A 26,019-nucleotide genomic window follows, 5' to 3' on the forward strand; every position below is an offset into this window, starting at 1 on the left:
TACGCACGGAATAATTAGGGTCCCGAGGGCGGGTAGACGACACAATGGCGTCTCGTCTCGGGGCGGCCGAGAGCCTCGTCGTCCTCGGTCTCGTTCTCCTCTTGGTGGCGACAGCGGTGCCGACCGCGAGCGTCGTCGATTTCGGCGCGAACGGGGGCGCTTCGACGGCCGCGACGGTCGAGTCGGCACCGAACGGTCCGAAATCTGCCGACGACGTTCGGCTGGTCCCGGTCGGCGACCGGGGGGACAGGCTCTGGCCGTTCACCAGCCGAGACCGGTCGTTTGAAACGCTGACACTGCCGGTGAACGTCGTCGTCGAGGGGAACCCCGCGCGGGTCCGCTCGCTGCTCCTGTACTCGCGCGACGCGACGTGGGACGAGACGAACGAGTCGTGGCAACAGGCGTCCACCGAACAGCCCCCCGCCGCCGAGGCGGGCTCCCCGTGGGGGTCGGCCACGGGCGCGGACCGGTTTACCTTCGTCGACACCGCGGACTCGAGCGGGCTGTGGATTGCGGAGTCGATGCAGCTCCACGACGGGACGTACTTCGGGAGCCGTACTCACCTCCGACTGTACGGCGGCGGGACCCCGGACGACTCGTGGACGGCGATTCAGGCCCACCGAGACTACTGGGACTGGTTCCGGCTTCGACACACGGTGACGAGCCTTGCCGGCCCGCAACACGTCGTCGAACGCGACCTGATGCGCCGCCCGACCGTCGTCGACGTTCGTCGCGAGCGGTTCGCCAACGGCGGCATCATCGACGCGGACGGCTGGGTGTCGGTCGTCGAACTCGGGCCGCCGCAACTCTCGACGCTCCCGAGAGACGACGTGTCTCGCCCGACCACCGCCGGGTCGGCGACAACCAGGGACGAGGCCGCAGAGCGCGCCGGCTCCGAACGCGACGACACCTCTTCGGCACTCGATACGCCGACGACGGGGCCGGAGAGCGTCGGAACCGTCCTGTCCGTGCTCGCCGTCGGCTTCGTCGGTGTCGGTGGACTCGCCGCGCTCGCCACTCGCCGAGACGAACTCGGCGCGCTCGTCGAGCGCCTCCGCTGGTCGCGCCTCGCCGACGACCGGTTCCAGCGCGTCGTCGCGCTCGCGGTCGCACTCGTCGTGCTCCCGGTTTTGGTCCGCTCGGCCGCCCTCGGGCTCGAACGCGTCGTTCCGAACCACCCGAAGGTCGTCGCCGGACTGCTCTTTCCGGTGTTCGCGTTCGCGCCGGCCGTTCTGGCCGCTCGCCTGCCGCGGGGGTACTCCTCGGAACTGTGGTTCGGTACCGCGTTCGTCGGCTACGGAGTGGGTCTCGTCGCCGACTTCGCGATGATAGGTGTCGCCGTCGTCCCGGTCGAAGTCGTCCTCCACCGGTTCGCCGTGCTCGTCGCGCTCGGCGTGCTCGCCGTCGCCGGCCACCGTCGCTTCGACTCGTCTGAGCCCCGGCGAGCGGCGCTTTCGGCGGCCGTCTGCCTGTGGCTGTTCCTGTTCGCGTGGCCGCTTTTCTTGGGTATCTAGGCGCTTAGCCCCCAGATAATAACGACACCGCGCTCCAAGACAGTTACCTGCCCTCCCGTACATGTCATCAACACGACTCTCTAGACGGTCGGTTTTGGCGCTCGCAGGCGCGGGCCTGACCAGCGGGTGCGTCCGGCAGCTCGAATCGACGGTCTCGCGCGACGAGCGGACGCCGTTTTCGCTCTCTATCAAGACCGTTCCCGCGGACACCGACGCGACGGCGACGAGGCTCGCCCGCTACCTCGCCACCCGCCTCCAGACGGTCGGCGTCGCGGCCACCGTGGTCCCGATGAGCCGGGAGGAGCTCCTCCGCGACGTGCTCTCGAACCACGACTTCGATATCTACGTCTCCCGGCTGCTGCTCCGGCGCGACCCGGACTTCCTCCGTCCCCTGCTCCACTCTCGCTACGGCCCGGGACGCGGCTGGCAAAACCCGTTCGGATACGGCGACCTGTCGTTGGACTCGCTTCTGGAGCGACAGCGGACCGAGACGGGTTCCGTCCGCGCCGCGACGCTCGCGGAGATTCAACGGCGCGTCGTGGAGGCCCAACCGTTCACGCCCGTCGCGGCCCCGCGCCCGGCTCAGGCGACTCGGCCGGTGCGGGTCGACTGGCCGGACGGCGTTGGAATCCACAGCCTCACGGGATATCTCGGTGCCAGGGCTGTCACCACCACGGCGACCGCCTCGCGAACCGAGTCGGCGGTCACGTCGTCGTCGACGCCCGCACCGACCTCGACGTCCGCGACGACCTCGACGCCCGCGACGACGACCGACGAACCGGCCCCGGAAAACGAACTCCGCATGACGATCGGCGACTCGCGTCCGACGGAGAACCTCAACCCGCTTTCGACGCCGTTTCGGTCGGACGGGACGCTCCTCGACCTCGTCTACGACTCGTTGGGTCGTCCGGTCTACGACCGGATGCGGCCGTGGATGGCCGCGTCGTGGGAGTGGGCCGACGGGGACGAGACGACGCTTTCGGTCCGGCTCCGCGACGACCTCGCGTGGCACGACGGCGAGCCGATAACGGCGGCGGACGTGGCGTTCACCTTCCGGTTCATCTCCGACACGGCGCTCGGCTCGCTCGACCAGCCGGTCCCGTCGCCGCGATACCGCGGTCGCGCCTCGCTCGTCGAGTCGGTCGACGCCGCGTCCGACCGCGAGGTGACGATTCGATTCGGCGACGTGAGCGAACCGGCCGCGGCGCGGGCGCTGACGATTCCGGTGCTCCCTGCGCACGTCTGGGAACCGTTCGCCCGCCCGACGAGCGTCTCGTGGCTCGACGGGGGCACCGTCACCGAGGCGCTCGTCCGGAACAACCTCGAACCGGTCGGAAGCGGACCGCTCCGCGTGACGGGAACGACGGCCAGAGAGTCGGTTTCGATGGAACCGTTCGAGGACCACTTCCTCGCCGACGACGCGCTCGACGGCCGACTGTCCCGGTTCGACGGCGGCTTCTCGTTCGACTCGCTTCGGTTCGACGTCGTTCCCTCCGACGGCGCCGCCGTCGAACTGCTCGCGACCGACGCCGTCGACGCGACGGCGAACTCGCTGTCGGCCGATTCGAGGGCGGCCGCGGCGGACGAACCCGGAATCTCCGTTCGCACCAGCCGGCCCGAGTGGTGCTATCACGTCGGCTACAACCACCGACGGCCGCCGTTCATGAACCCCCGGTTCCGACGGGCGGTCGCCCGGCTCGTCGACCGCGAGTTCCTCGTGGATTCGGTGTTCGACGGCGAGACCGAACCGGCGTCGTCACCGCTGGTCGCGACGACGTACGTCCCAGCGGGTGATGCGTGGGACGAGGCCGTGTCCGAACTCGAGTTCGTCGGCGACTCGGGGACCGGCACGCTCGACGCGGAGCGAGCGCGCTCGGTGTTCGAAGACGCGGGATACGCCTACTCGGGCGACGGCGACCTCCTCATTCAAGAATGATTTCCGCTCAATCCTCGATAGGCTTCTCACCGCTCGTCGCGGTTCTCGCTCGCGTGCTCGGCGGTGCAGCTGTCGCGTTGGCGCTCGCAACGCTCGCTATCGTCGGACCGTCGCGTCTCGCGGCGGCGTACGGGTCGGGGAGCGACCGCTTGCGCGAGGCCGCGCCGTACCTCGGCCTGCTGGCGGTCGTTCTCCTCGTGAACAAGGTCGCCCGCGGCGTCGGCCCGGAAGTGTCGTGGGCGTTGGGCTGGAACGCCACCGGCGTCATCTATGCTATCGAGGGGAACTTCGTCCAGCACGTTCAGTCGCTCGCGACGCCGGCGCTCACCGCCGTCCTCTCGACCGTGTACCTCTCGGGATACGTCTTCCTTCTCACGTTCCCGTTCGTCGCGTACTTCGTGGCGGCCGACGAGCGACCGCTGAAACTCACCGCGGTCACGTACGCGGCGAACTACGCCATCGGACTGACATGCTACGTCCTGTTTATCTCCTACGGTCCCCGTAACCTCCTGCCGGGACAGGTCGAGTCGCTTCTGTACAGCACCTACCCGCAGACGCAGATACTCACCGGCGAGGTGAACGTGAACACGAACGTGTTCCCGTCGCTTCACACGTCGCTTTCGGTCTCGGCGGCGGCGATTGCGATTCGGACGCGGGAGACGTACCCCGCGTGGGCCGTCGTCGCGTCGGTGCTCGCCGCCGCGGTCGCGTTCTCGACGATGTACCTCGGGATTCACTGGGGGACCGACGTCGTCGCCGGCGTCGTCCTCGGAGTCGGAAGCGTCGCGTTCGGCGATTGGCTCGTCGGCCGCCAGTCCGCCGACGCGTAACCCTTACCGCCCGGATAATAAGGTCCGGCCGGTTCCTGTGGTCGGTCGTGAGCGCCATCATTACACTTCGAATCCCGGCGTCAGCGTTCGTTCTCGATGATGTCCTCTCACGCAGTTCCATCACCGAGGCGCGTCTGGTTCGCTCCGTGCAACTCGATGGGCCCACGCTCTCGCCGCTGCTGTGGGTCCGGAGTGACGACCCAGCGCAGATTGCGTCGTCGCTTCGAGACGACCCGAGCGTCGGGTCGGTCGCACCGTTCGCCCCGTCGTCCCACGGCGGCGTCTACCGTCTGAGCCTCAGGCCGCTCGCAGACGAGTTCATGCAACTGTTCGTCGACGGCGGCCTCAGCGTTCTCGACGCCCACGGCCGAGACGGTGAGTGGGTGGTCCGCGTCTTCGCCCACGACCGCGATTCGATCGGGTCGCTTGGCGACGGATGGCGACGCACCGGAACGGAGTTCGACGTCGAACGGCTTCGGTCGCCCGAGAACCTCGAGGACCCGACGCGGTTCGGGCTGACCGACCGGCAGTACCGCACCCTCGTCACCGCGTTCCGACAGGGGTACTACAGCGTCCCCCGCGATTCGGGTATAAGGGAGCTCTCGAACGCGTTCGGTGTCACCCATCAGGCGACCTCGCAGCGACTCCGACGCGGTCACGAACGGTTGATTCGGAGGGCGCTCGTCGAGCGGCCGCCACCGAGCCTCCCTTATTAGGCGCTTGCACTTGCAACCGATAAGACGAGGGGTCTAGTCGAGATAGCAACTGTTGGAACGAGTACTCGGTGCGAACGACAGAGCCGGACGCTGTGACCCCTCGCTGCGCAGTCGGTCTCTCGGTCCGACCGCGCCGCTGTTCTGTCGGTTCCGGGACCCTGCACGTCCCATCGGTTGCGTCCCCCGTCCCGGCGCTTCCACCGCCGTCGAACGCTCGGTACGACGGATACTCGTTCCCGCCCTCGACATCGACGAGCCGCCGGCTATCCGGCGACCGAACCATCCGGGTACCGTTACCGCAATCTATGACACAGAACGCATCCCTAACCACGTTGGTAACACGTACAAAAAGATGAGGCACAGATAGTGAGCTATGGCGGACCGCAGTAACGATGACACCTACTTGGCCGGGACCGCGGCGGGCACCGCCGGAGCGGGAGGTGGTGCGCTCGGGTATCGACGAGCCATCGCCTCGCGTTTCGCGGCCTGCTGGCACGCGTTCGTCCGTCTCGTTGTGTCCCTCTCGAACCGCTCCGGCCGCAGAAACGGTGGGCAACCGACCACTGATTCGGTGGACGCGTCCCCGTATTCAGAGAGACACGCGTCGTCCGACTCCGAGGCGAATCACGGGCTTCTCGGCGTCGACCCCGAACTGCTCAACTCCGAGCGCCGAATCCTTCAACTGCTCATCGTCGCGGGCGGGCGATTGCCGCAGTCGCAGCTGGTCGAGCGGACGCGGTGGTCCGACTCGACTATCAGCCGAACGCTGTGTCGGATGGAGACGCAGGGGCGAATCGAGCGCTTCCAACTCGGGTCGGGGAAGTGCGTCGTCCTCCCGCAGGACGACGAGTAGCCGATTCGACCGCTCGGTCGACTCGCCGTGGAGCGTGCCGTGAGGGCACGTCCCCGCGCACAGACGCGACGAGGACGCCGACGTGAGACTCGATGGCGGACCGGGCGAAGTCCCACCGTCGCGATTCACAGCGCGAGCGTGACCGTCCCGAACAGCATGAACAGGAACACGAGCTGGCGCGCTCGGGCGTACGACGGTCCGACGCGGTTCACGTGCCCCAGACCCGACGTGACGACCGCGAGGCCGACGAACAGTGCGCTCACCGCGGCGAACTCTCCCGTGAGCATCGGCTACCGGACCTCCTCTGGGGTCGCGGTTGGCGTCTCTGTCCCACTTGTTACGTGTCCACGAGGCATGGTCGTGAGTTGTGGGCATCGACATATCCTTATTCAGGCTGTAACTGACACGGAAAAGACCGCGAACTCATAATATTTTGTTGTCATTTACTCGGGTTTTCTGCGGTCGACTCGGCGTCGGCCGGCGTTACAGCCCCGGTAAACCGAGCGAAATAGTGCCGCGAGACGAACCGTTCGACTTCCCAAGGATTCGCTGGCGTCACTCTTCGGTGAGGGTGCGGTAGCCGAAGAAGAGGACGACGAACACGGCGGGGACGAGGGCGAAAGACGTGTCTAGTGGGCTCACGCTCGATGCGGTGACGGCGACGCCGGCGACGCCAACCAAGATGACACCGAAGTTCACTAACCGTTTTCGCGAGACCGTCACTCGGTCGCCAGTCGACTCGGGCGCGACCGAACCTCGGTCCGTGCCTCCTGCGTTATCGAGAGTCGAACCCGGGTCTATCCCGGTCGATGTGCGAATCGCGTGGGCCGCCTCGTGGGTCGGCGCGAAGACGCGCCCGGTCTCGCGGTGGAAGACGAGACGACCGTCGGCGTCGAGTCGCGGCAGGTCGAAGTCGAAGAGCACGCTGTGTATCTCCTCGTCCGTCGGGACCATCCCGTCCGTCTCGTCTTGGAACCACTCCGAGAGCGCGACGGTCAGCTCGCCGACGGTGTACGGCGTCTCGGAACGCTCGTTCACGAGCGAAACGATGGTGTCCCGTCGTCGAGATTCGGTGACACCGCCGAGACCGGGTCTGTCGTCGAGTGATGGTCCAGGTTGCTCTCCGGTGTCGTCGGGGCCGCCCGGTGCCCACGATGGTGCCATTGACGTGCTCGACTATGTAATCTATAAAAATAAAACTACGGTGTCCCGCCCCACTGAATCGCTGGAATCGACGCTTCAGTGGCGCTGTGGGCTTATCTAAACCATAATAATGGGTTCCTGGTGTCTGGCACTCGACAGCGGTCGCAGGACCGCAGGACATGCTATGAGACGCACACACCCAAGCGACTATCGACGCGACTGTTCGGCGCTTCACGGCGCGGCTGCTCCGACGCGCGGAGGACGACGCCGATGACTGGAGACATCAGTATCGCCTCCCCGGTTCTCGGTGACGAAGAACTCGACCGCATCGAGTCCGTCGTCGAGTCGGGGATGATCGCGGACGGTCCCGAGGTACGGACGTTCGAGTCCGAGTTCGCGAACTACTGCGACGCCGACCACGGCGTGGCCACGTCGAACGGGACTACCGCGCTCCACACGGCGCTCGAAGCGGTCGGCGTCGGCCCCGGCGACCGCGTCCTGACGACGCCCTTTTCGTTCGTCGCGACGGCGAACGCGATTCGATTCGCCGGTGCCGAGCCGGTGTTCGCAGACATCGACCCCGAGACGTTCAACCTCGACCCCGAGCGGGTCGAAGCGACCCTCGAATCGCTCGACTCGGACGTGCAGGCGATGGTCGTCGTCCACCTCTACGGCCTCCCAGCGCCGATGGACGAACTCCGTGACATCGCGGACGACTACGACGTGGCTCTCGTCGAAGACGCGGCGCAGGCCCACGGTGCCGAGTACTTCGGCACGCCGGTCGGGTCGCTCGGCGACGCCGCGAGCTTCTCGTTTTATCCGACGAAGAACATGACCACCGGCGAAGGTGGGATGGTCGTCACCGACGACGAGACCGTCGCACAGAACGCCGCGAGCTTCGTCAATCACGGCCGGGAGACCGACGGGTACCGTCACGTCTCGCTCGGTCACAACTTCCGGATGACGAGCGTCGCGGCCGCGATGGGTCGCGCCCAACTCGAACGCCTCCCCGGTTTCATCGAGAACCGTCGCTCGAACGCGGCGCGACTCGACGAGCTGTTGGCCGACACGGACGCGGCGACGCCGACGGTCCCCGACGGGTTCGACCACTCGTACCACCAGTACACGATTCGGGTCGGCAACCGCGACTCGGTCGTCGAACAGCTGGACGAACGCGGCATCGGGTGCGGGATTTACTACCCGCGGTGCATCCACGACCAGCCCGCCTACGACTTCCTCGACGTGCGTGCGCCCGTCGCCGAGCGGGTCGCAGAGCAGGCCCTCTCCATCCCGGTACACCCAAGCCTCACCGAAGCGGAGGTCAAGCGAGTTGGGACCGTCCTCCGAGACGAGGTCACCATCGTCCCTCCGGCCGGCGCTCGCGCGTCCGCCGTGGAGGCGTCCGATGACTGACGACACCGTCGCGGCCGGCGTCATCGGCGTCGGGAGCATGGGACAGAACCACGCCCGGGTGTACGACGAACTGGGCGACACGGCGCTCGTCGGCGTCTTCGACGTCGACGGCGACCGGGCCGAGTCCGTCGCGAACGACTACGGGACGACCGCGCGGTCGATGGACGACCTCCTCGACGCGGCGGACATCGTCTCCGTCGTCGTGCCGACGCAGTTCCACTACGAGAACGCGAAGCGCGCCCTCGAATCGGACGTTCACGTCCTCGTCGAGAAACCGTTCGTCGAAGACCCCGAGAACGGACAGGAACTCGTCGACATCGCCGACGAGCGGGACCTCGTGTTGCAGGTCGGTCACATCGAGCGGTTCAACCCGGCGGTTCGCGCCCTCCGCGACCTCGTCGACGACCTCGACATCCACGCGGTCTCGACCGAGCGACTCGGGCCGCCCGTCGACCGCGCCATCGACGACACGGTCGTGATGGACCTGATGATTCACGACCTCGACATCGTCCTCGACATCGTCGACGGCGCGGTCGACTCGTACGACGCCGTGGGAACGCCGGACTGCAGCCACGCGAACGCGAACCTCGCGTTCGACTCCGGAGTGACGGCGTCGCTCACGACGAGCCGCGTCACCCAAGAGAAAGTCCGCGGCCTCACCATCTCGGCGGCCGACTGCCGCGTGAAGATCGACTACATCGAACAGAACATCGAGATTCACCGCTCGTCGGTCCCCTCGTACATCGACGACGAGTCGCTCGTCCGCCACCGCCACGAGAACTTCGTGGAGACGCTCGCGGTCGAACAGGTCGAGCCCCTACAGAGCGAACTGCGGTCGTTCGCGAACGCCGCCTCGACCGGTACGGAGCCCGTCGTGGACGGCGAGCAGGGGCTTCGGGTGTTGAAGCTGACGAAGGAACTCGACGAGGCTGCACGAGAAACCCTCGACGGCGGGGCCCGACTGACCTCCACGGTCGACTGAAACACGAGCTTTATCGGGCTTATCACGTGCCTTTGCTGGATCAACAATCGGGTTTTCGCTGAATTGCTATCGGGCGCTTCTCGACTGTTGTCAAATAGGCAACAAAGCCGCTGTCTTGCGATTATACGCCGGTGAAACGGTCTGAAACAGTCACTAAACTGCTGCAATATGCCTTGATTCCGGTCGGGTTTTCACAACAGTTCGGAAAATCCGGGACGGTGTTGACGCTTTATTTGGGGCCACAGTAACGGTTGGAGCGAGCATGACCACTCAAGTGAACGGTACCGAAAGCGCGCTCATCGACCAGCATACGAATGCGGCCGAGCAGAACACGGAACTTGGGAAAGACGAGATATACCACCTGCTCCAGAACGAGCGCCGTCGGAAGGTTCTCGAATACCTGCGCGACCGCGAAGGACCGGTTCAGATGCGGGACATCGCGGAGCAGGTCGCCGCGTGGGAGCACGATACGACCGTTCAGGCGTTGATGTCCGATCAGCGCCAGCGCGTCTATATCGCCCTCTACCAAGCGCACCTCCCGAAACTCGACGAAGAGGGCGTCATCGACTACAATCAGAGCAGGGGTATCGTCGAGAAGACGCCCCTCGCAAACGAGCTCGCGGCGCACCTCGAACTCCCCGACGATGACGACGACGAGACGGACGTCGAGTCCGAGCGACCGTGGGGGGCGTACTATCTCTCCGTCTCGGGGCTGAGTACGCTCTTTATCGGCGCATCCGGACTCGGACTCTTCGGGTTCGGTTCCATCCCTCACCTCCTCGTCGCGCTCGCGGTCATGAGCGTCTACACGGCGCTCACGTTCTGGCAGGTTCTCGACAATTTTGAGACGGGCGACGAGGAATAACGCTCTTCGAGTTCTATCGCGCAACGTACGCCGTTCGTCTGGTTCCGACCTAAGTACCCGCTATATCGAGGGTGATTTATCCGTCTCTCGACTCGAACTATCCAGATAGGTAGCTACTGCCCGGCTGTCATAACAGGCCGTGAGATTCATATTGTTGAACTAGAATCATCGATACAGCGCAAAATTGGCCCCAATGATTTCAGACGTGCGCCCTCTTCGTTCGCGAGCACTCGGTGGAGTCTCTCAATGGTCTCCCGCGAGCCGAGCGAACGTCACGTCGCCCCCGAGCCGACGCGCCCGAATCGAGGTGACTCTCCGATAACCATGTCGTATGCCCGCGTGGTGTTCGTTTTGGTCGCGCTCGTTCTCACGGGCGCGGTCCTTCCCGCACCGGTGATGGCGATGGACGAAGAGACGACCGCACCGGTGATGGCAATGGACGAAGAGACGACCAACGAAACGTCCATCGAAGGGGCGTTCACGAACACGGTTCCGGTCGACCGGTCGCGGGAGTCGACGTTCCTCTGGGCGTCCGAAAGCAACACGCTATCGGTCGAGTTCGACGCCCCGAACGAGTCGAACATCTACGAGGTGTGTGTGAGAAACGAGAGCGGCTACCGGGTCGACTGCACCGATAAGGGCATCTCGTCCGGCACGCAGACCGTCGAGTTCTCGTACGAATCCCTCTCGGAGTTCGAGGGCTCGAGCAACGTCTCCGTCGTCCTCTGGAACAGTTTCCCGGGGCAGTCAGAGCAGATTGCCAGCGACACGGTCAATATCACGATACTCCAGAAAGATGGCGACGTCGACGGCGACAAACTCAGCAACGCGAACGAACTGTCCAACAACACCTCGATGTTCCTTATGGACACGGATAAGGACAGCCTCCAAGACGGGGCCGAGGTGAAAAATTACGGGACGTCCCCGACGGACCCGGACACGGACGGCGACGGACTGAACGACGCGGCCGAACTGTCGAACTCGCTGGACCCGACGGACCCCGACACGGACGGTGATGGCATCCCCGACGGCGTCGAGATGCGACTCGGGACGCCGCCGAACGACAGCACCGCCGACACGGACGGCGACGGACTGGACGACGGGTACGAGTACGAACACGGGACCGACCCCGTCGACCCCGACACGGACGGCGACGGGCTGAACGACGGGCTAGAGCGGAAGCTCGGAACGGAGCCCACCGACGGCAGCACGACTCCGATGCTCGTGTTCACCGGCGGGACGCTGCTCGGAGTCGTCGCCGTCGGCGGCCGCTGGTTCCTCGCCTCGTCGAAGTACCAGCTCGAAGCACCGGTGTCCGCGCCGCAACTGTTCGAGCCGGCCGGGGCCGAAACGGACGACGGAGACGACGAATCGGACTCGCCATCGACGCCGCCGGAGTTCGACCGAGACGAACTCCAGCAGTCGTCACAGCCCGTCTTGACCGACGAGGACAAAGTCATTCAACTGCTCCGCGACAACGGCGGCTGGGTCTACCAGAGTAAAATCGTCGAGCAGACGGGCTGGTCGAAATCGAAGGTCAGCCGACTGCTTTCGAGCATGGACGAGTTCGGAACGGTGGAGAAGATCTCTGTCGGCCGACAGAACATCGTCGCCGAAGAGGGGTCGATGCCCGAGGGTGCGGGGTCGCCGTTCGACGAGTGACCCCTCGCGGTCGTCTCGTCGTTTCGACTCGGTTTTCCCCGGCTTCCACCCCGCGTTACGCGCTCACTCTGTTCTGAACGCCTCTGACGACGCTGTAGACGAGACCGGGGAGCTGCGCCGGCCCGGGTGTCGAGCCCGCGCGCAGGTACGCCAGTCCCGCGTCGAACCGTCCCTCGCGGAGGTACTGCGCGGCGAGCGCGTACTGGTGGGTGCCGGTGACGTCGTAGCCGCGGGTCTCTAACTCGACGACCTCCTCGGCGAACGTCTTGAGGAAGTGCGCGTTGGCCCGCCGGACGGCGTCCGCGCTCGGTCCGCCGGAGGGGTACCGCCGCAACAGGGGTTCGTCGACGTAGGCGAGTTTTCCCTCCTTCAGGACGCGGATGAGGAACTCCGTGTCCTGGTAGCGGTCGAACGACTCGTCGAACCCGCCGATTCGCTCGACCACCTCGGACTCGACGACGAGCGTCGAGCCCGCGCTGGTGTGGAGGTTCTCCATGAGAATCTCCTTGATGAGTTCCTCGCCGCCTTCCGCCCCTTCTCGGGAGTCGTGTGTTCCGAGGACGGACTTGACGCGCTCCACGAGCGGGTTGGCGTCCGCGTCGTCGAGAATCACCGTCCCGCAGTAGGCGGCGACCCACTCGTCGGACCGTCGTTCGAGCGTCTCGACCTGCCGTTCGAGCTTCGTCTGCGCCCACTCGTCGTCGGAGTCGAGGAGCGCGACGTAGTCGCCGGTCGCGACCTCGATTCCGGTGTTCCGGGCGGCGCTTCCCCCCTGATTCGTCTCGTGGACGAGGTAGTTCACTCTCGGGTCGTCGTAGGCGGTGACGACCGACGCTGTGTCGTCCGTGGAGGCGTCGTCGACGACGATGACCTCAACGTCCGACAGCGTCTGGTCGAGCGCGCTGTCGATGGCGCGCGGGATATCGTCCGCGCGGTTGTACGTGGGAATGATGACGCTCACTGTCGGCATCGGGTATCGCCTCTTACTCTCCGTCGGGGGCGCATTATTATCGAGCAGGTAACGCGCGGGTCGGTGGCGCGCTTACCTATCGCATAATAATGCCCGGCTGGGCTGACTCCGGAATATGGACGTCCGCGAACTCCACGACCACAGCACGCGTGTTCTCGACGAGATAGCTCGGTCAGTCGTCGTGGACCGAGCCGTCCTCCGGCGCATCCTCACCGGAGCGCTCTCGCAGGGACACGTTCTGCTCGAAGACGTTCCCGGCACGGGAAAGACGCTGACCGCGCAGAGCTTCGCCACGGCGCTCGGCCTCTCGTTTAGCCGAATCCAGTTCACGCCGGACCTCCTCCCCGCCGACGTGACCGGGACGTACGTGTTCGACGAGCGAGACCGGTCGTTCGAGTTCAGCGAGGGCCCGCTGTTCGCGAACGTCGTCCTCGCCGACGAGATTAACCGCGCCTCGCCGAAGACGCAGGCCGCGCTCCTCGAAGCGATGGCCGAGGGGCAGGTGACCGTCGACGGCGAGACGCACCCGCTCCCGGACCCGTTTTTCGTCATCGCCACGCAGAACCCGGTCGAACAGGGAGAGGGAACGTTCCCCCTGCCCGAAGCGCAGAAAGACCGGTTTCTCGTCAAAGACAGCCTCGGCTACCCGGACGAGGAGGGCGAACTGGAACTGCTCGACCGCCGCGACGCGCGCGACGAGCCCACGCCGACGGTCTCTTCGGTCCTCTCGACGGACCGCGTCCGCGAGATGCAGCGCGTTCCGGAGACGGTCCGCGTCGACGGCGAAATAAAACAGTACATCGTCGACATCGTTCGCGCGACCCGGGAGAACCCCCGCGTCGCGGTCGGCGTCTCGCCGCGCGGCTGTCAGCGGCTGTTCGAGGTCGTCCGCGCGACGGCCGCGGTCCACGGCCGGAGCTTCGTCATTCCGGACGACGTGAAAGCCGTCGTCCACGCGACGGTCGCCCACCGAATCGTTCCGACCGCCGAGGCGACGGTCGACAACGTCGAGCGGAGCCAACTCGTCGACGACGTGCTCGCCGAAGTCTCCGTCCCGACGGTCAGTCGTGCAGAGCGAGCGTGAGGAAGACCAAGGCGACGAGCATGAACGCGATCGCGTGAAGCGGCAGACCGGGTGTCCCGAGGTCGCGGACCACGAGCCCGGTACCGACCGCGACGCCCCCGACGAGCGCCGTCCCGCCGAAGTGCGCCATCTCGACGGTCCACGTCTTCGCCTCCCGTCCGAGTTGCTCGCCCACCGTTATCGAGTTCTCCGCGGCGTCCCACGAGACGACGAGCGCCGCACATGCGACGAGCAGGGCCACGGCGTCGGCCGTCTGGAACAGCCCGCCGGCGACGACAGCCAAGAGGACCGACGCGCAGCCGAGTTTACTCAGTCCGCGCGACCCGGCTCCGCGAAGGGGAAGCACGCCGAGACCGAGACAGAGCAGGCCGAAGAGTCCGAGCCCGGACTCGATGAGCTGTGACTGACCGGTGGCGCTCGATACGGCGAGGCCCGCACCGCCCGTCGCGACGAGGACGCCGACGAGTAGCCCGGCAGCCCCGAGCAGTCGCTGTCCCGTTCGGAACCGGTGTGCGCCCTCGATAGCGAGGACGAGGCCGACCACGGCGACGAACGTCCCGGTCGACGCGCCGGTGTTCACGAGCGAGACGGACAGCGCGACGGCGAACAACGACAGCGCCGCGCTGAACCGCGCCGGCCGTCTGGTTATCTCTCCGTTCACGTCCGAACCCCCCGCTGTGCGTCGATTGCGAGCGCGAGCGGGTCGTCGAGCGACCAATCGATGACGGGGATACCGACCTGCCGGAGCGCCCGCAACCGATTCCGGCGCTCTGCGGCCGCCAAGCGCTCGCCGGGCGTCTCGTTCGCCGTCGCGTCCGGGGAGACGACCGTGACCGCGTGGCCGTGCCCGTCGAACCGGCGCGCAACTTCGACGGCGGCGTCGTCGCAGAGCGGCGAGACGAAGAGAAGCTGCGTCTGTTCGCCGAGCCGACCGAGGTACGATTCGACCTGTTCGTCGACGGGGTCGTCCGTGTCCGTCGGACTCGCGGTGAACGCCGAGTGCCTCGAAAGCAGTTTCCGCAACCGGAGCCGGTGTTCCCGCCCCGCACCCGGCGCTCGGAAGCAGTCTTCGGCCGAGAGCGCGGCGAGGCCGACGTGGTTCCGGCCGTTCAGCAGGGCAGTCGTCAACTGGGTCGCGGCGGACGCCCCGGCGTCGACGGCGTGCGTCTCCCCGGGCGGGCCCCTGTAGGCGACCGCCCGCGCGTCGACGAGGACGAGGATTGACGCCGCTTGCTCTTCCCTGAAGTCGACGGTCGTCAACTCACCCGAAGCGGCGTACCGTTTCCAGTCGATTTGGCTGACCGGGTCGCCGCGGCGGTACGACCGCGTCTGTTGGAACTCGATGCCCGACCCCGTCCCGTTCGCGGCGACGCTGCCGACGGTGTCGAGCGTCTGTGACCGACGCGGCGGCTTCGTAATCTCGGTCGTGCAGTCGAGTTCCGTCTCGTCCGCGGCGCGCACGTCGAGTTCGACCTCCCTGTCGCCGCTGGGGTCGCGGACGATGGCGGTCGCGTCGTCGAACGCGTGCCGCCCGCGCTCGGCTTCGACGGCGTACGAGAACGTCCGCGTCTCACCGGGTCGAAGCACTATCCCGCGCCTCGCCGGGCCGTCCGTGACGGAGAGCGCCGGGGGGACGCCGTCGACGACCCGGCAGTCGTACAGCGTCTCGTCGCCCTCGTTCGTCACCGCGACTTCGATTTCGACCTCGTCGCCGCTCGCCGGTGAGGCGGTGTCGACCCGGCGGTCGAGGGACAGATTCGGCGTCGGCATCGGGACGGTCCGGTGGTACGCCGCGAAGACGACGCCGACCGTCGAGAGCAAGAGGAGTTCCTGTCGCTTCGCCAGTAGCCCGGCGGCCGCGACGACGAGCGCGACGGCGACGACGCCGCGCCAGCGGTTCGTCTGTTGTGGCGTCGTCACCGTCCCGTCCCCCCATCGACCGCGTAGACGGCCTCGGCGGTCCGCCGGGCGCGGAACTCAGCGGGCGTCTGTCGTCGCCGAAGCGCGGCGACCGCGGTGGCGAGCGTCGACCGTTTCGGACTCCCGAGGAACGACGCCGCCTCGGCGTCGTCGGTCCACTCGCCGCGTCGAACGAGCTGACGCGCGCGGCTTCGACCGCAGTTCCGCTCGCGCATCACCGCCTCGACGGCCGCCGTCCGGAGTCGCGTTTTCACTCGCTGTCGGGCGCTGTCGCCGAGAACGGGCGTCCGATAGTCCCATCCCCGAACCGTCTCGTCGAACTCGCGCCCCGCGGGCGGGACCCGAGCGGGGACCTCCGGGTCCGGCGTGTCGGCCTGCTGCAGTTCGCTCTCCCGGCCGGAGGCGATGACCGGCAGCGACGCGAGCAGCGCGACTCCCGAGAGCGCGGCCACGAGGACGTAGTCGCCGCCCGCCTCGGAGACGAGTGCCGTCACCGGGAGGGCCGTCCCGCGTGCGACCGTTCCGACGGCGAGACAGCCGAGTCCGAGGAGGCCGAACAGTATCTTTCGGCGGTTCACGACTGGTCTCGCCCCCCGGATGGTCCGAGCCGTTCGAGACACTCCCTCGCGCGCCGGCGTCGGTCTTCGGTCACGGGCGCGCCGCCGTACCTGACTTCTTCGAACAGCTCCGTGAGCGACCACACCGAGTTCGCGTCGGCCCCGTTCTCGCGGGCGATTGCCGCCCGCTCTCGCGGCGTGAGCAACTGACGGTCGTCGAGCCGGAGGCGCTCGACCATCTCGTACCACGATTCGGTGACCTCGTTCTGCGGTTCGGGCGGCGCGTCGAACCCGCCTTCGGCGCGTTCTTCCGCCGGAGACTCGCCCCCGCGGAAGCGGGCGACCATCGGCGACAGTCGCGCCGCGATGCGGTCTCGATACCGAGCGACGAGCGCGAGGGCGACCACCGCGACGACTCCGACGACCAGTTCGACGAGGCGCGAGAGGAGCGCGAGCAGGGCGTCGATGAGCGCCTCTAGCCTGTCTCGCTCGCCTGGCGTCTCTTTCGACCCCTCAGATTGGTCGTGCTGGGCGTCCGAACTGTCTGTCGAACTGTCGGACGTGGAGTCGTCGTTCCCGTCGTCCGGACCGCTCGCGCTAGACTGTCCCGACTGTGACGACTGTTCGCCGCCGTGTTCCTGCTGGCTCGGGTTGTCCGTCAGCGTCTGGTATTCGCGCTTGATGTCGTTGGCGTCGCCCTTGTCGAGCGGCAGCGAGGAGTAGTCGAGGTCAATCGCCTCGCTCGGCGAAGAGTCGACCGCCGATTCGAGGGACCCGGCCGCCGACCCGACGGCGAACAGACACACGAGAGCCAGTCCGAGCGTGACGAGCGCGTCACTGTCCATCCGACCGACCTCCGCGGGTGTCGAGGCGTATCACGATGGGTGTAGACCCGCCCCCGCTCATACTAATTATCCGCCCGATAAGCCGCCGCTACGTAGTCGATAATAACGGTGGGTGGCTGTGATGTCTCGTTCGAGTTCGAGATGGAAATCCCATCCAATACACTGAAACGTGCGAGTATCGCCCTCCTCGTCGCGCTCTTGATGACGACAGCGGGTTGTTCGTCATTCGCGGGCGGCGACGCGGGAGACACGACCGCGGCGAACGAAACCGCCGAAACGACGGAGACGACGGCGTCCGACGTCGAGGGCACCGCGAACGACACGGCGTCTTCGAACGACGCGACGGCCGCGGAGACGACGGCCGCGGACGCGACGAACGAGTCGTCGGATTCCGACTCCGACAACCACTCACACAGCCACGACTCGGCGGCGAACACCAGTAACGAGTCGTCGGTCGACGCGGCGTACACCGGGCAGATGGCCGTCATGGTCGCCGGCGAGCGCGTGAGCCTCACGGAGGACCTCGACGAGGACGCGCCGGTTCACATGACCGACGTCGATTCGTGGCACACCAACGAGAGCACAACGCTCGCGGAGGCGCTCGAGGCGGCCGACGTCAACGCCACCGAGTCGTCGCTGACCTACGACGGCGAGACCTACGAGGAGTCGAACAACGGCACGAAACTCATCTACCGCGTCGACAGCCACGAGGTCGACCCCGAATCGTACACGCTCGAATCGGACGATAAGGTGTGGGTGCTGGTCGTGAGCGACGACTCGAACGTCACCACTCCCGGCGAGTACATCCCGCCGGAACAGCTCCACGTCCACGGGACCATCGACTTCACCGTCGACGGTGAACGGCTCGACTTCAGCCGCGACAAGTACCAGCAGGCGGGTCACAACGACCACTTCCACTTCGAGGGCGGTCACGCGAACCCGTGGCACGCGCACTCGGCGCACGTCACGCTCGCCTACGGCATGTCCACGCTCGACGGCATCAACATGACCGACGAGGGCGTCACCTACAACGGAACGACCTACGCGTACGACGGTGACGGTGACAACGCGACTGCGAACGTCACCGTCAACGGCGAGTCCGTCGACCCGACCGACTACTACCTCAAGAACGGCGACTCGGTCTCTATCGAGATAGCGTCTTCCGACTAATCTCCCGCGTTCGTTTATTTATGTACACGAATCACCGAACAGCAGGCGGTCTACGACCGATACGCCGTTGGTCCCCGCGCGTCGCGCTGGCGAGGAAGCCCGGCGAGAGCGACGCCGACGGGTGGTGTGAATGAAGCGGAACATGGTCACCGCGTTCCTCTCTATCTTCGGGGGGCGCATCTTCATCGTGCTGTCCTCGGTGGTGCTCACGCCGCTTCTCATCACGACGCTCGGGTTCGAACTGTACGGTCGCTACGGCACGCTCACCGCGGTCTTCGGCATCTCGACTATCTTGATGAGTTCCGGCATCAACAGCGGTGCCCGGAAGTTCCTCGCCGAAGACCGCTCGATTTCGGACTGGCAGACCCACGTCTTCGGCTACTACTTCCGCCTCGGGACGGTCCTCGCGGTGCTGACCGCGCTCGCCTTCGCCGCCGCCGCGCGGTTCGGTATCGTCACCCGGTTCCTCGGCCCCGAGTACGTCGTCGGCTTCTACGGCCTCGCCGGACTCACCATCGCGACGCAGTTCCGCGAGTACGCCCGCCGGTCCCTGATGGGGCTCAAACAGGAGCACCTCTCGGAGCCGCTTCGGGTGTTCAACAAGGTCGGAACCCGGCTCGCGCTCATCGGCATCGCCTACCTCGGGTACGAAATCGGGGGGCTGATGGTCGGCCTCATCGTCGTCAACAGCCTCGTCGCGCTCCTCGCGTTGTGGTGGGTCCGCAAGAACGTCTCGCTTCGCGGCATCTTCAGCACGACGCCGCGCGGCTTTCCGACGAAGGAGCTGTTCAGTTTCAACCACCTCTCGGTGGTCTACATGCTGTTTCTCACGTCGATGTACCACGTCGACGTGCTGATGCTGGCGTCCCACGTCACGGAGACGCGCGTCGGTTACTACAAGTCCGCGCTGGTCATCAGCCAGTTCCTCTGGGTCATCCCCCGCTCGATTCAGTCGATGCTCGTGCAGTCCGTCTCGGACCTGTGGGCGGACGAACGAATCGACCAGATAAACGAAATCGCCTCCCGCGTCACCCGATACGGGATGCTCGTCATCGTCCTCCTGTCGCTCGGGCTGGCGGCGCTCGCGAAGGACTTCGTCCCGCTGTACCTCGGTTCGGGGTCGATGCCCGTCGTCACGCCGCTTCTCATCCTGCTCCCGGGGACTATCGGCTTCGCGGTCGTTCGGCCCATCCTCGCAATCAGCCACGCGAAGGCTGATATGAAGCCGCTCATCGCGGCGACCGGTGCCGCGGCGGTTCTGAACATCGTCTTGAACGTGATTCTCATCCCGCGTCACGGCATTCTCGGGGCCGCCGTGGCGACGACCATCGGGTACTCCTCGCTTCCGGTGTTCAATCTCGCCAGCGCGCGCTACCTCGGGTTCAAGCCGTTTTCCGACGCCCGACTCGTGCGAGTGCTCGCGACGGGGTTCATCTCCGGGGTGCCCATCTTCTTGCTCTCGATGACCATCGAGAGCAGTCTCCTCGCGCTGGTCGTCGTCCCGATTATCGGCCTCCTCGTCTTCGTGACGGTGGCGTTCGTGGTCGGAGCCGTGGACGCCGACGAGGCGCTGGACCTGCTGAGTTCGCTCCCCGACCCGGTCGGTTCCCGCGCCACCGCGATACGCGCCCGTCGCGGCGGTAGCAGCGGCAACGCCGGGAGTCCCGCGTGGGGCGACGAGTCCTGGACCGACCGACACAAAAACACGCTGCAACGCGTTCTTCTCGTCGCCGGTATCCTGCTTTCGCTCTCCGGCGTCGCGCTCGCCGTCGGCGTCCCGAGCGTCGGCATCGCTCCCTCGGTCGACGGCGACTCGCCGGTGCCGCAGGTGAACAACACCACGCCGGTCACCGACACGCCGATGCCGACGACCGACACGCCGGTGACGACGACGGCGACCGAGACGGCCACGCAGACGACCGAGACGGCGACGACGACGAACACGACCAGTCCGCCGTCGAACACGACGACGACCGAGTCGGACGACGGCGGCGGCTGGCTCTGGGGCGGTGACGACGACGCTGACGACGACGGCGATGATAGCGACGACCAGACGACGACCGCGTCGCCGACAGCGACGGAGACGCCGACGAACAACACGACGACAGCGACAGAGACACCGTCGAACAACACGACGACCACCTCGACGGCACCCACCACTTCGACGACCACCTCATCGCCGACGACTACCTCGACATCGACAGCGACGGAGACGCCGTCGGACAACACGACGACGACGACGGCGACGACTACCTCGTCACCGACGACGACGGACACGACGACCACGACAACGTCTGAGACGACAACCACGACCGATACGGTCACGACAACGACCACAGACACGACGACGACGGCGGCGAACACAACCACGACCGAGACAACGAGCACGGATACGACGACCACAACGACGAATACGACCACGACCACAGACACCGCGACAACCTCCACGGACACGACCACGACGGACACGTCCACGACCACGACGGACACGACCACGACCGAGACGACGACATCGAATACGACTGACAGCGGGTCGACGCTTCTGATGGCGCAACCGCTTTCGGCGGTCGAGTGGCTCGATTTGCAGTCGCCTCCGCTCGGCGGGTCGCCGTGGTTCCACTCGGTTCTGTTCGTCGGAATCGTGGCGCTCGCCGGTCGAAGCGCGCGCTAACGGGCTGTCTCGTCTCCCGGTCGATGACTTCTGTTGGCGGCCGCAGTCGCCGGCCACTTTTCGAGAACCGTGCCGAACTCGGCGCGTCCCCCGGCCGGCGCGATTCGGGAATCGGAATGATAATATACTAACAGGTTGGTTCCCTTAGCGTGAACCGACGGTCATTACTCGCGACGCTGGGTCTCGGTTCCATCTCTGCGTTAAGTGGCTGTCTCAATCTCGAAGGCGTCGATGGCGGCGTCCTCACGGTGATGCACGTGTCGTCGTCCGAGTTCCCAGACGTCGTTCCGTCCTCCGACGAGCGACTCTCCGACGAACCGTTGCTCCAGCGAGCGCTCGACCGCGTGACGCAAGACGAGGCTCGCGGCGTGATGGACTTCCGATTGGATAGAAGCGAGTACTGGTCCGTCGCAGACGCGCTGGAGACGCTCCCGTACTACGACCGAACGGAGGGTGAGCTATCGATTCCGTCCGGTTTCTACGTTCGTCACGACGGCTTCGTCTACCGCCTCGCGTACAGACCGATGTGTTCGGAGACGCCGCTCGTCTCGTCCGAAAACCCCCGACACCGATGCTGGACGTCGGTCCCCGAAGGGACGACCACGCTGTAGGAACGTTCGACTCCGCGGATTCGACAGCGCGCGTCGCCGAATCGAGACAGCGTACTGCGTTCGTTACTGTGTTAGTCGCCGGCGGCCGAGACCAAAGAAAGGAATGACTGGCCGTTCTCCGCCGTTTCTCCGGTGCTTACCGCGCGGCTGCGACGGTCTGTGTTTCGTTTTCGTCGAGGACCTCGACGTAGAGGTCGGCGATGTCCTCGCAGACGTTCTCCCACGTGCACTCGTTCGCGTACGCCTGAATGGCGTCCGCGTCCCACGGCCCGCGGAGGGCATCGACGACGGCGTCGGCGAGTTCGTCGTGCGACTCCGGTCCCTCGACGAGGGTGCCGTAGTCGTCGCTCGTGACGACTTCTTCGCTCCCGCCGTTTTTCGTGGCGACGACGGGCGTCCCGCAGGCCATCGCCTCCAGTTGGACGACGCCGAAGCTCTCGCTGTAGCTCGGGAGGACGAACACGTCGGCCGCGTTCATCCAGTCGTTGAGCGTCTCCGAGTCGACGTAGCCGAGCAGGTCGGTCCGGTCGTCGATACCGAGTTCGCCCGCGAGGGATTCGAGTTCGTCGCGCATGCCGCCCTGCCCGCCGATGACGAGCCGCGCCTCCGGTTCGGACGCGTGAACCCGCGTCATCGCTCGCATCAGGTGTTGGAAGCCCTTCCGTGGTTTCAGCGTCCCGAGCGCGAACACGACGGGCGTGTCGTCGTCGACGCCGAGTCGCTCGCGGGCCGCGGCGGCGGAGACGCGCTCGAACGCGTCGGTGTCGTAGCCGTTCGGAATGTGGACCACGTCGTCGTTGTAGGCGTCCAGTTTCGAGCGGTCGCGTCGGTTGACGCGAACGAGCCGGTCGGCATCGGTCCACGCCCGCTTCAGCCGGGCGTTGTCGGAGGTGAGCTGCGTTTCGAACCAGTCTCTGTTGGCGTGGACGGTGAGGACGTACGGGATACCGAGTTCCTCCTTCAGGCGCGCGCCCACGTACCCCGAGGTCCACGTCATGTGGCAGTGAATCAGGTCGAACGAGACGGGGTGGTCCGCCAGTTTCTTGCGGACTTTCCGGGCGTGTTGCTGTCCGAGGAGGTGCTCGCGCTGCGCGTCGACCGGGAGGTACAAAAGCGGGGTCTCGATGACGTGCACGTTGTCCGGCACGTTCGTCGTGGCGATTTTGGCGTCTTTTCCGAACCCTTCACCGCCGCTCACGGGGAGGCGAGACGCTACGTCGGCGAACCAGTTGTACCTGACGCAGACGGTGACGGAGTCGAAGTACTCCGCGAGCACGTCGACCTGCGACTTGACGAAGTGTTTGTAGCCGTGTGAGACGACGAGGAGGTCCTTGTCGGCCAGTCGGTCGTGGTCCATGCGTTACCCGCAGTTGCGTACCGACCCCCATGATTATCGGGTCGGTAAGGTCCGCTCGTCTCAGACGGGTGGCAGTTCGGTGTTGTCGACGACGAACCCCTCCGCGCCGCCGTCGATGTAGCCGCCGTAGAGCACCGAGTCCATGACGACCACGTCGGTCCCCTGCGAGTACAGCTTCATGGCTTGCCGTCCGCCGAGGGACCGCGCGGTGATGCCGTCGAAGCGCGTCCGGTTGCCCTTGTTGATGAAGGGGTGGTGCGTCGCCTCGTAGGTCCCGCCGACGAACAGGGCGTCGTCCGCGAGAATCTCGGCGCAGCGACGGTAGCTCTCGCCGGGTTGGTGGACGGTCAGGTTCTCGAACCGGGCGTTCGCGCGCTCGACGCGAATCGCCTCACGCTGGCCGTCGCCGGGTGCCGAGCCGGTGATGGTGACGTTCTTGACGAGCACCATCGGGTCCTCCGGGGCGTTTTCGCCCTGGAGGTAGATGGCGAAGTTCGACCCGTGGATGTCGATGGTCGTGTCGAGGACTTCGAGGCGACCCGCGCCAGGGGTCACCTGAATGCCGCGCGCACAGCCCTCGTCGTCGTTGAGGACGATGCTGCAGTTCTCGATGACCGAGGTCTGTGCGTCGTCGAGGACGCGAATGGCGTTCTCCGCGGAGCCCGTGACCTCGATGGTGGTGTCTTCGATGCGGAGGTCGGCCCCGTCGTCGAGGCGGATACCGCGCTGGCTGATGCCGGGGACGAGTTCGTCGATGACGACCGTCGCGCCGCGGATACTGCTGCCGTACCCTTTGAGTCGAATCGACGAGACGGTGCTGTTCTTGTACGTCCCGCCCTCCACGTGGACGACGCCTTTCGACCCCGAGACGTACAGCCCGTTGTCCGGGAACCGACCGAGTTCGCAGTCGACGAAGCGGAGCGTCCCCGCGCTGTTCGGGTCGATGAGTATCCCGGTTGGGCCGAGGTTGATGTCGCCGATGGTGTCTTCGGTGAACGCCGCGCCGTCGGGCGCGCTGAACCGCTCGACGGTCCCGGTCCCGTTGGCGGTGGTCACGCTGAACAGCGCCGGACCGAGGGTCCCGGTGTCGTGTTCGCCCGCGATAGTGATGTCGCGGACTTCGAGCCCGTCCGTGACGTAGGCCTCGACGGCCCGAATCCCGGTCTGCGGGGCGGTGAAATCGAACGTGAACCCCTCGAAGAGGAGGTCCTTGCCGGGGGCGTAGATGACGCCGAGCCGGAAGAATCGGGCCGCACCGGTAAACTCGCCTTCGGTGACGACGTTGCTGTCGATGGCGTCGATTCGGCCGTGCGTGAGCGTCGCGTTCGGCCCGTAGAACCCGAGGTTCTCGAACCCGGTCTTTCGGAGTTGCCTGTGCATCAGGTATCGCCCCTCCGGGAAGACAAGGAGCGTGTCGTCCGCGACGTGCCGCGAGAGCACGTCGTCGATGGGTTCGACGCCCTTCGGGTCGGCCCCCGCATCGACGACGTTGACGACGTTCGAGAACCGGTCGAGGTACGCCTGCGGAACGTCGACGCTCATCGCGTTCGCCTCGACGCTGTTGACGGGGTGCGACAGGTAGCTTCCGACCGCGAGGGTGCCGACGGCTCCGAGGAGATACGAGCGCCGCGTGAGCTTCGGGTCGCGGGAGTCATTGGCGTCGGTGTCGTCAGATTGCGTGAATCTCATACAACCGAGAACGTCGTATACTCACGAACGTTCCCGGCTTCACATGTTCAGTCTTTAAGTATGCCTGCGAGTTTCGGCGGCCTACGGCCCCCGATTCGACTCGGGTTACTCGCTTGGAACCTCGGTCTCGTAGGTGTCGTCGTCGACCCGAATCTCGAGCGCTTCGTTGTCGTCGTGGTCGAGGACCGTGCCGAAAAGCAGGAACGTGATACCGAAGAGGAGACCGATCGCCCAACTGCCGAGGCCGCGTGAGTCGTCGTCGCCGTCACCGCCACCCGTCAGTCCCGAGCCGATGAGGCCGATGGCCGCGACGCCCGCGATGACGGTTCCGAGGTAGTAGAACGCCGCGAGCGGGTGGAAGTCCCGGAGCATGTACTTGTTTTTCAGCCGCCAGAAGTAGTTCCGGAGCAGCATGCCCGAGACGCGGGGGACGTACTCGCTGTAGTTGATGTGGCTCTTCCAGTCGTCGTCGTACAGGTACTCCGCGGAGCAGGCGATGTCCGCGACGCGGAGGTTCTCGGCGTTGAGTTTGACGAGCAGGTCGTTGCAGTAGCCGTAGTACTCGTACATGTTCTCGATGTCGGCCTGCCGAAGCGCCTCGTGGGAAATCGCGGTGTAGCCGTTCTGCGGGTCCATCGTCTTCCAGTAGCCGCTGGCGAACTTCGTCAGGTACGAGAGGATGGAGTTGCCGACGAGTCGATACCCCGGCATGGCGTCGAGGTCCGACTGCTCCATGAACCGGTTGCCCTTCGCGTAGTCGGCGTCGCCCTCCGCGATGGGGTCGAGGTACTTCGCCAACTCGTTGGGGTTCATCTGCCCGTCGCCGCCGAGGACGGCCGTGATGTCGACTTCGTCTTCCAGCGCGTGGAGGTAGCCCGTCTTGAGCGCGCCGCCGACCCCGCGGTTCTCCTCGTGTTGAATCGGGACGACCACGTCGTCGTACGCCGTCGCTTCGGGGGTGTGATCCTCGTTGAACGCGTCGGCGTGCGTCACGATTTCGTCCCACGTCCCGTCTGTCGACCCGTCGTCGACGACGTAGGCTAGGTCGACGAACGAGGGGAGGGTGTCGATGACTTCCCCGACGTAGCCCGCTTCGTTGTAGGCCGGCACGACGACGGCGATTGAGTTGTCTTTGTACATTGTAGTCGGAGTCCTACCGAACTGTGGACGTTTCGGTGTCGTTATTATGGGCATCGTAGTTGCTCACAACCCGCCGACAGGTACGGGAGCG

23 protein-coding genes are annotated in these 26,019 nt (G+C 66.0%); 13 read left to right on the plus strand and 10 right to left on the minus strand.

Annotation, left to right across the window (positions count from 1 at the left end):
- Positions 1 to 44: 44 nt before the first annotated feature.
- From C5B91_RS15915 to C5B91_RS22670, 5 genes are all read left to right on the plus strand, one after another.
- Positions 45 to 1,514 carry a hypothetical protein gene (locus C5B91_RS15915; RefSeq protein WP_115819989.1) on the plus strand — a complete coding sequence of 490 codons (1,470 nt, stop codon included), beginning with the start codon at positions 45 to 47 and terminating at the stop codon, positions 1,512 to 1,514.
- Between the two features lie 61 nt (positions 1,515 to 1,575).
- The gene (locus tag C5B91_RS15920; protein ID WP_233514275.1) at positions 1,576 to 3,450 is read left to right on the plus strand and encodes an ABC transporter substrate-binding protein; all 1,875 of its coding nucleotides are present in this window, start codon (positions 1,576 to 1,578) and stop codon (positions 3,448 to 3,450) included.
- Positions 3,447 to 4,280 carry a phosphatase PAP2 family protein gene (locus C5B91_RS15925; protein WP_115819991.1) on the plus strand — a complete coding sequence of 278 codons (834 nt, stop codon included), beginning with the start codon at positions 3,447 to 3,449 and terminating at the stop codon, positions 4,278 to 4,280. The genes C5B91_RS15920 and C5B91_RS15925 overlap by 4 nt, the downstream gene beginning before the upstream one ends.
- Before the next feature lie 146 nt (positions 4,281 to 4,426).
- Positions 4,427 to 4,996 (plus strand): helix-turn-helix domain-containing protein, encoded by a 570-nt coding sequence (locus tag C5B91_RS15930; protein WP_004977928.1) that lies wholly within the window; start codon positions 4,427 to 4,429, stop codon positions 4,994 to 4,996.
- A gap of 373 nt (positions 4,997 to 5,369) precedes the next feature.
- Positions 5,370 to 5,849 carry a hypothetical protein gene (locus tag C5B91_RS22670; RefSeq protein WP_233514276.1) on the plus strand — a complete coding sequence of 160 codons (480 nt, stop codon included), beginning with the start codon at positions 5,370 to 5,372 and terminating at the stop codon, positions 5,847 to 5,849.
- 125 nt (positions 5,850 to 5,974) lie between these two features.
- On the opposite strand, the gene C5B91_RS22135 is transcribed toward C5B91_RS22670, so the two are convergent.
- Together C5B91_RS22135 and C5B91_RS15940 are read right to left on the minus strand one after the other, a co-directional pair.
- Positions 5,975 to 6,136, minus strand: a complete 162-nt coding sequence (locus C5B91_RS22135) for a hypothetical protein (protein WP_156037901.1) — start codon at positions 6,134 to 6,136, stop codon at positions 5,975 to 5,977.
- A gap of 268 nt (positions 6,137 to 6,404) precedes the next feature.
- Positions 6,405 to 7,013, minus strand: a complete 609-nt coding sequence (locus C5B91_RS15940) for a hypothetical protein (RefSeq protein WP_049913483.1) — start codon at positions 7,011 to 7,013, stop codon at positions 6,405 to 6,407.
- 249 nt (positions 7,014 to 7,262) lie between these two features.
- On the opposite strand from C5B91_RS15940, the gene C5B91_RS15945 reads away from it, so the two are divergent.
- The 4 genes from C5B91_RS15945 to C5B91_RS15960 all read left to right on the plus strand — a co-directional run bounded on the left by C5B91_RS15945 (position 7,263) and on the right by C5B91_RS15960 (position 11,914).
- Entirely contained in the window at positions 7,263 to 8,405 is a 1,143-nt protein-coding gene (locus C5B91_RS15945; protein ID WP_115819992.1) for a DegT/DnrJ/EryC1/StrS aminotransferase family protein, read from the plus strand.
- Complete coding sequence (locus C5B91_RS15950; RefSeq protein WP_008094247.1) at positions 8,398 to 9,387, plus strand: Gfo/Idh/MocA family protein; 990 nt, start codon at positions 8,398 to 8,400, stop codon at positions 9,385 to 9,387. The genes C5B91_RS15945 and C5B91_RS15950 overlap by 8 nt, the downstream gene beginning before the upstream one ends.
- Positions 9,388 to 9,649: 262 nt before the next feature.
- Positions 9,650 to 10,252 carry a hypothetical protein gene (locus tag C5B91_RS15955; RefSeq protein ID WP_049905289.1) on the plus strand — a complete coding sequence of 201 codons (603 nt, stop codon included), beginning with the start codon at positions 9,650 to 9,652 and terminating at the stop codon, positions 10,250 to 10,252.
- A gap of 324 nt (positions 10,253 to 10,576) precedes the next feature.
- Positions 10,577 to 11,914: a helix-turn-helix domain-containing protein gene (locus C5B91_RS15960; RefSeq protein WP_004977915.1), complete on the plus strand. Its 1,338-nt coding sequence runs from the start codon at positions 10,577 to 10,579 to the stop codon at positions 11,912 to 11,914.
- 55 nt (positions 11,915 to 11,969) lie between these two features.
- Here C5B91_RS15960 and C5B91_RS15965 read toward each other — a convergent pair whose 3' ends face one another.
- Positions 11,970 to 12,884: a glycosyltransferase family 2 protein gene (locus C5B91_RS15965; RefSeq protein ID WP_049913484.1), complete on the minus strand. Its 915-nt coding sequence runs from the start codon at positions 12,882 to 12,884 to the stop codon at positions 11,970 to 11,972.
- A gap of 115 nt (positions 12,885 to 12,999) precedes the next feature.
- On the opposite strand from C5B91_RS15965, the gene C5B91_RS15970 reads away from it, so the two are divergent.
- Complete coding sequence (locus tag C5B91_RS15970) at positions 13,000 to 13,968, plus strand: MoxR family ATPase (RefSeq protein WP_008094252.1); 969 nt, start codon at positions 13,000 to 13,002, stop codon at positions 13,966 to 13,968.
- On the opposite strand, the gene C5B91_RS15975 is transcribed toward C5B91_RS15970, so the two are convergent.
- From C5B91_RS15975 to C5B91_RS15990, 4 genes are read right to left on the minus strand one after another with little or no spacing between them, the layout of a single operon-like run.
- On the minus strand, positions 13,946 to 14,629 hold the full coding sequence (locus tag C5B91_RS15975) for a hypothetical protein (protein ID WP_115819993.1): 684 nt from the start codon (positions 14,627 to 14,629) through the stop codon (positions 13,946 to 13,948). The genes C5B91_RS15970 and C5B91_RS15975 overlap by 23 nt on opposite strands.
- Positions 14,626 to 15,888 (minus strand): DUF58 domain-containing protein, encoded by a 1,263-nt coding sequence (locus C5B91_RS15980; RefSeq protein ID WP_115819994.1) that lies wholly within the window; start codon positions 15,886 to 15,888, stop codon positions 14,626 to 14,628. The genes C5B91_RS15975 and C5B91_RS15980 overlap by 4 nt, the downstream gene beginning before the upstream one ends.
- Positions 15,885 to 16,466, minus strand: coding sequence for a hypothetical protein (locus tag C5B91_RS15985; RefSeq protein ID WP_049968917.1), 582 nt, complete (start codon positions 16,464 to 16,466; stop codon positions 15,885 to 15,887). The genes C5B91_RS15980 and C5B91_RS15985 overlap by 4 nt, the downstream gene beginning before the upstream one ends.
- Entirely contained in the window at positions 16,463 to 17,290 is an 828-nt protein-coding gene (locus C5B91_RS15990) for a DUF4129 domain-containing protein (protein ID WP_115819995.1), read from the minus strand. The genes C5B91_RS15985 and C5B91_RS15990 overlap by 4 nt, the downstream gene beginning before the upstream one ends.
- A gap of 141 nt (positions 17,291 to 17,431) precedes the next feature.
- Here C5B91_RS15990 and C5B91_RS15995 point away from each other — a divergent pair, with 141 nt between their 5' ends.
- From C5B91_RS15995 to C5B91_RS16005, 3 genes are all read left to right on the plus strand, one after another.
- Positions 17,432 to 18,460: a hypothetical protein gene (locus tag C5B91_RS15995; protein WP_115820014.1), complete on the plus strand. Its 1,029-nt coding sequence runs from the start codon at positions 17,432 to 17,434 to the stop codon at positions 18,458 to 18,460.
- A gap of 130 nt (positions 18,461 to 18,590) precedes the next feature.
- A complete protein-coding gene (locus tag C5B91_RS16000; protein WP_199519535.1) occupies positions 18,591 to 21,131 on the plus strand; it encodes an oligosaccharide flippase family protein in 2,541 nt (846 codons plus the stop codon).
- 149 nt (positions 21,132 to 21,280) lie between these two features.
- A complete protein-coding gene (locus tag C5B91_RS16005; protein ID WP_233514277.1) occupies positions 21,281 to 21,742 on the plus strand; it encodes a hypothetical protein in 462 nt (153 codons plus the stop codon).
- Between the two features lie 136 nt (positions 21,743 to 21,878).
- Here the strand turns inward: C5B91_RS16005 and C5B91_RS16010 are convergent, their stop codons facing one another.
- From C5B91_RS16010 to C5B91_RS16020, 3 genes are all read right to left on the minus strand, one after another.
- Positions 21,879 to 23,099 carry a glycosyltransferase gene (locus C5B91_RS16010; RefSeq protein ID WP_115819997.1) on the minus strand — a complete coding sequence of 407 codons (1,221 nt, stop codon included), beginning with the start codon at positions 23,097 to 23,099 and terminating at the stop codon, positions 21,879 to 21,881.
- A 60-nt stretch (positions 23,100 to 23,159) separates the two neighbouring features.
- Positions 23,160 to 24,788 (minus strand): right-handed parallel beta-helix repeat-containing protein, encoded by a 1,629-nt coding sequence (locus C5B91_RS16015; protein WP_115819998.1) that lies wholly within the window; start codon positions 24,786 to 24,788, stop codon positions 23,160 to 23,162.
- Between the two features lie 105 nt (positions 24,789 to 24,893).
- Positions 24,894 to 25,928 carry a glycosyltransferase family 2 protein gene (locus tag C5B91_RS16020; RefSeq protein ID WP_049968921.1) on the minus strand — a complete coding sequence of 345 codons (1,035 nt, stop codon included), beginning with the start codon at positions 25,926 to 25,928 and terminating at the stop codon, positions 24,894 to 24,896.
- Between the last annotated feature and the right edge of the window lie 91 nt (positions 25,929 to 26,019).

It is taken from the genome of Haloferax sp. Atlit-10N (genome assembly GCF_003586325.1).
Taxonomy (GTDB): Archaea; Halobacteriota; Halobacteria; order Halobacteriales; family Haloferacaceae; genus Haloferax; species Haloferax prahovense.

Excerpts from the sequence above, each read along its gene's own strand:
- C5B91_RS16010 (WP_115819997.1), bottom strand. The coding sequence starts at position 23,099 with ATGGACCACGACCGACTGGCCGACAAGGACCTCCTCGTCGTCTCACAC.
- C5B91_RS16000 (WP_199519535.1), top strand. The coding sequence starts at position 18,591 with ATGAAGCGGAACATGGTCACCGCGTTCCTCTCTATCTTCGGGGGGCGC.
- C5B91_RS22670 (WP_233514276.1), top strand. The coding sequence starts at position 5,370 with ATGGCGGACCGCAGTAACGATGACACCTACTTGGCCGGGACCGCGGCG.
- C5B91_RS15970 (WP_008094252.1), top strand. The coding sequence starts at position 13,000 with ATGGACGTCCGCGAACTCCACGACCACAGCACGCGTGTTCTCGACGAG.
- C5B91_RS16020 (WP_049968921.1), bottom strand. The coding sequence starts at position 25,928 with ATGTACAAAGACAACTCAATCGCCGTCGTCGTGCCGGCCTACAACGAA.
- C5B91_RS15945 (WP_115819992.1), top strand. The coding sequence starts at position 7,263 with ATGACTGGAGACATCAGTATCGCCTCCCCGGTTCTCGGTGACGAAGAA.
- C5B91_RS15940 (WP_049913483.1), bottom strand. The coding sequence starts at position 7,013 with ATGGCACCATCGTGGGCACCGGGCGGCCCCGACGACACCGGAGAGCAA.
- C5B91_RS15995 (WP_115820014.1), top strand. The coding sequence starts at position 17,432 with ATGGAAATCCCATCCAATACACTGAAACGTGCGAGTATCGCCCTCCTC.
- C5B91_RS15965 (WP_049913484.1), bottom strand. The coding sequence starts at position 12,884 with ATGCCGACAGTGAGCGTCATCATTCCCACGTACAACCGCGCGGACGAT.
- C5B91_RS22135 (WP_156037901.1), bottom strand. The coding sequence starts at position 6,136 with ATGCTCACGGGAGAGTTCGCCGCGGTGAGCGCACTGTTCGTCGGCCTC.
- C5B91_RS15915 (WP_115819989.1), top strand. The coding sequence starts at position 45 with ATGGCGTCTCGTCTCGGGGCGGCCGAGAGCCTCGTCGTCCTCGGTCTC.
- C5B91_RS16015 (WP_115819998.1), bottom strand. The coding sequence starts at position 24,788 with ATGAGATTCACGCAATCTGACGACACCGACGCCAATGACTCCCGCGAC.
- C5B91_RS15990 (WP_115819995.1), bottom strand. The coding sequence starts at position 17,290 with ATGGACAGTGACGCGCTCGTCACGCTCGGACTGGCTCTCGTGTGTCTG.
- C5B91_RS15925 (WP_115819991.1), top strand. The coding sequence starts at position 3,447 with ATGATTTCCGCTCAATCCTCGATAGGCTTCTCACCGCTCGTCGCGGTT.
- C5B91_RS15920 (WP_233514275.1), top strand. The coding sequence starts at position 1,576 with ATGTCATCAACACGACTCTCTAGACGGTCGGTTTTGGCGCTCGCAGGC.
- C5B91_RS15960 (WP_004977915.1), top strand. The coding sequence starts at position 10,577 with ATGTCGTATGCCCGCGTGGTGTTCGTTTTGGTCGCGCTCGTTCTCACG.
- C5B91_RS15955 (WP_049905289.1), top strand. The coding sequence starts at position 9,650 with ATGACCACTCAAGTGAACGGTACCGAAAGCGCGCTCATCGACCAGCAT.
- C5B91_RS15950 (WP_008094247.1), top strand. The coding sequence starts at position 8,398 with ATGACTGACGACACCGTCGCGGCCGGCGTCATCGGCGTCGGGAGCATG.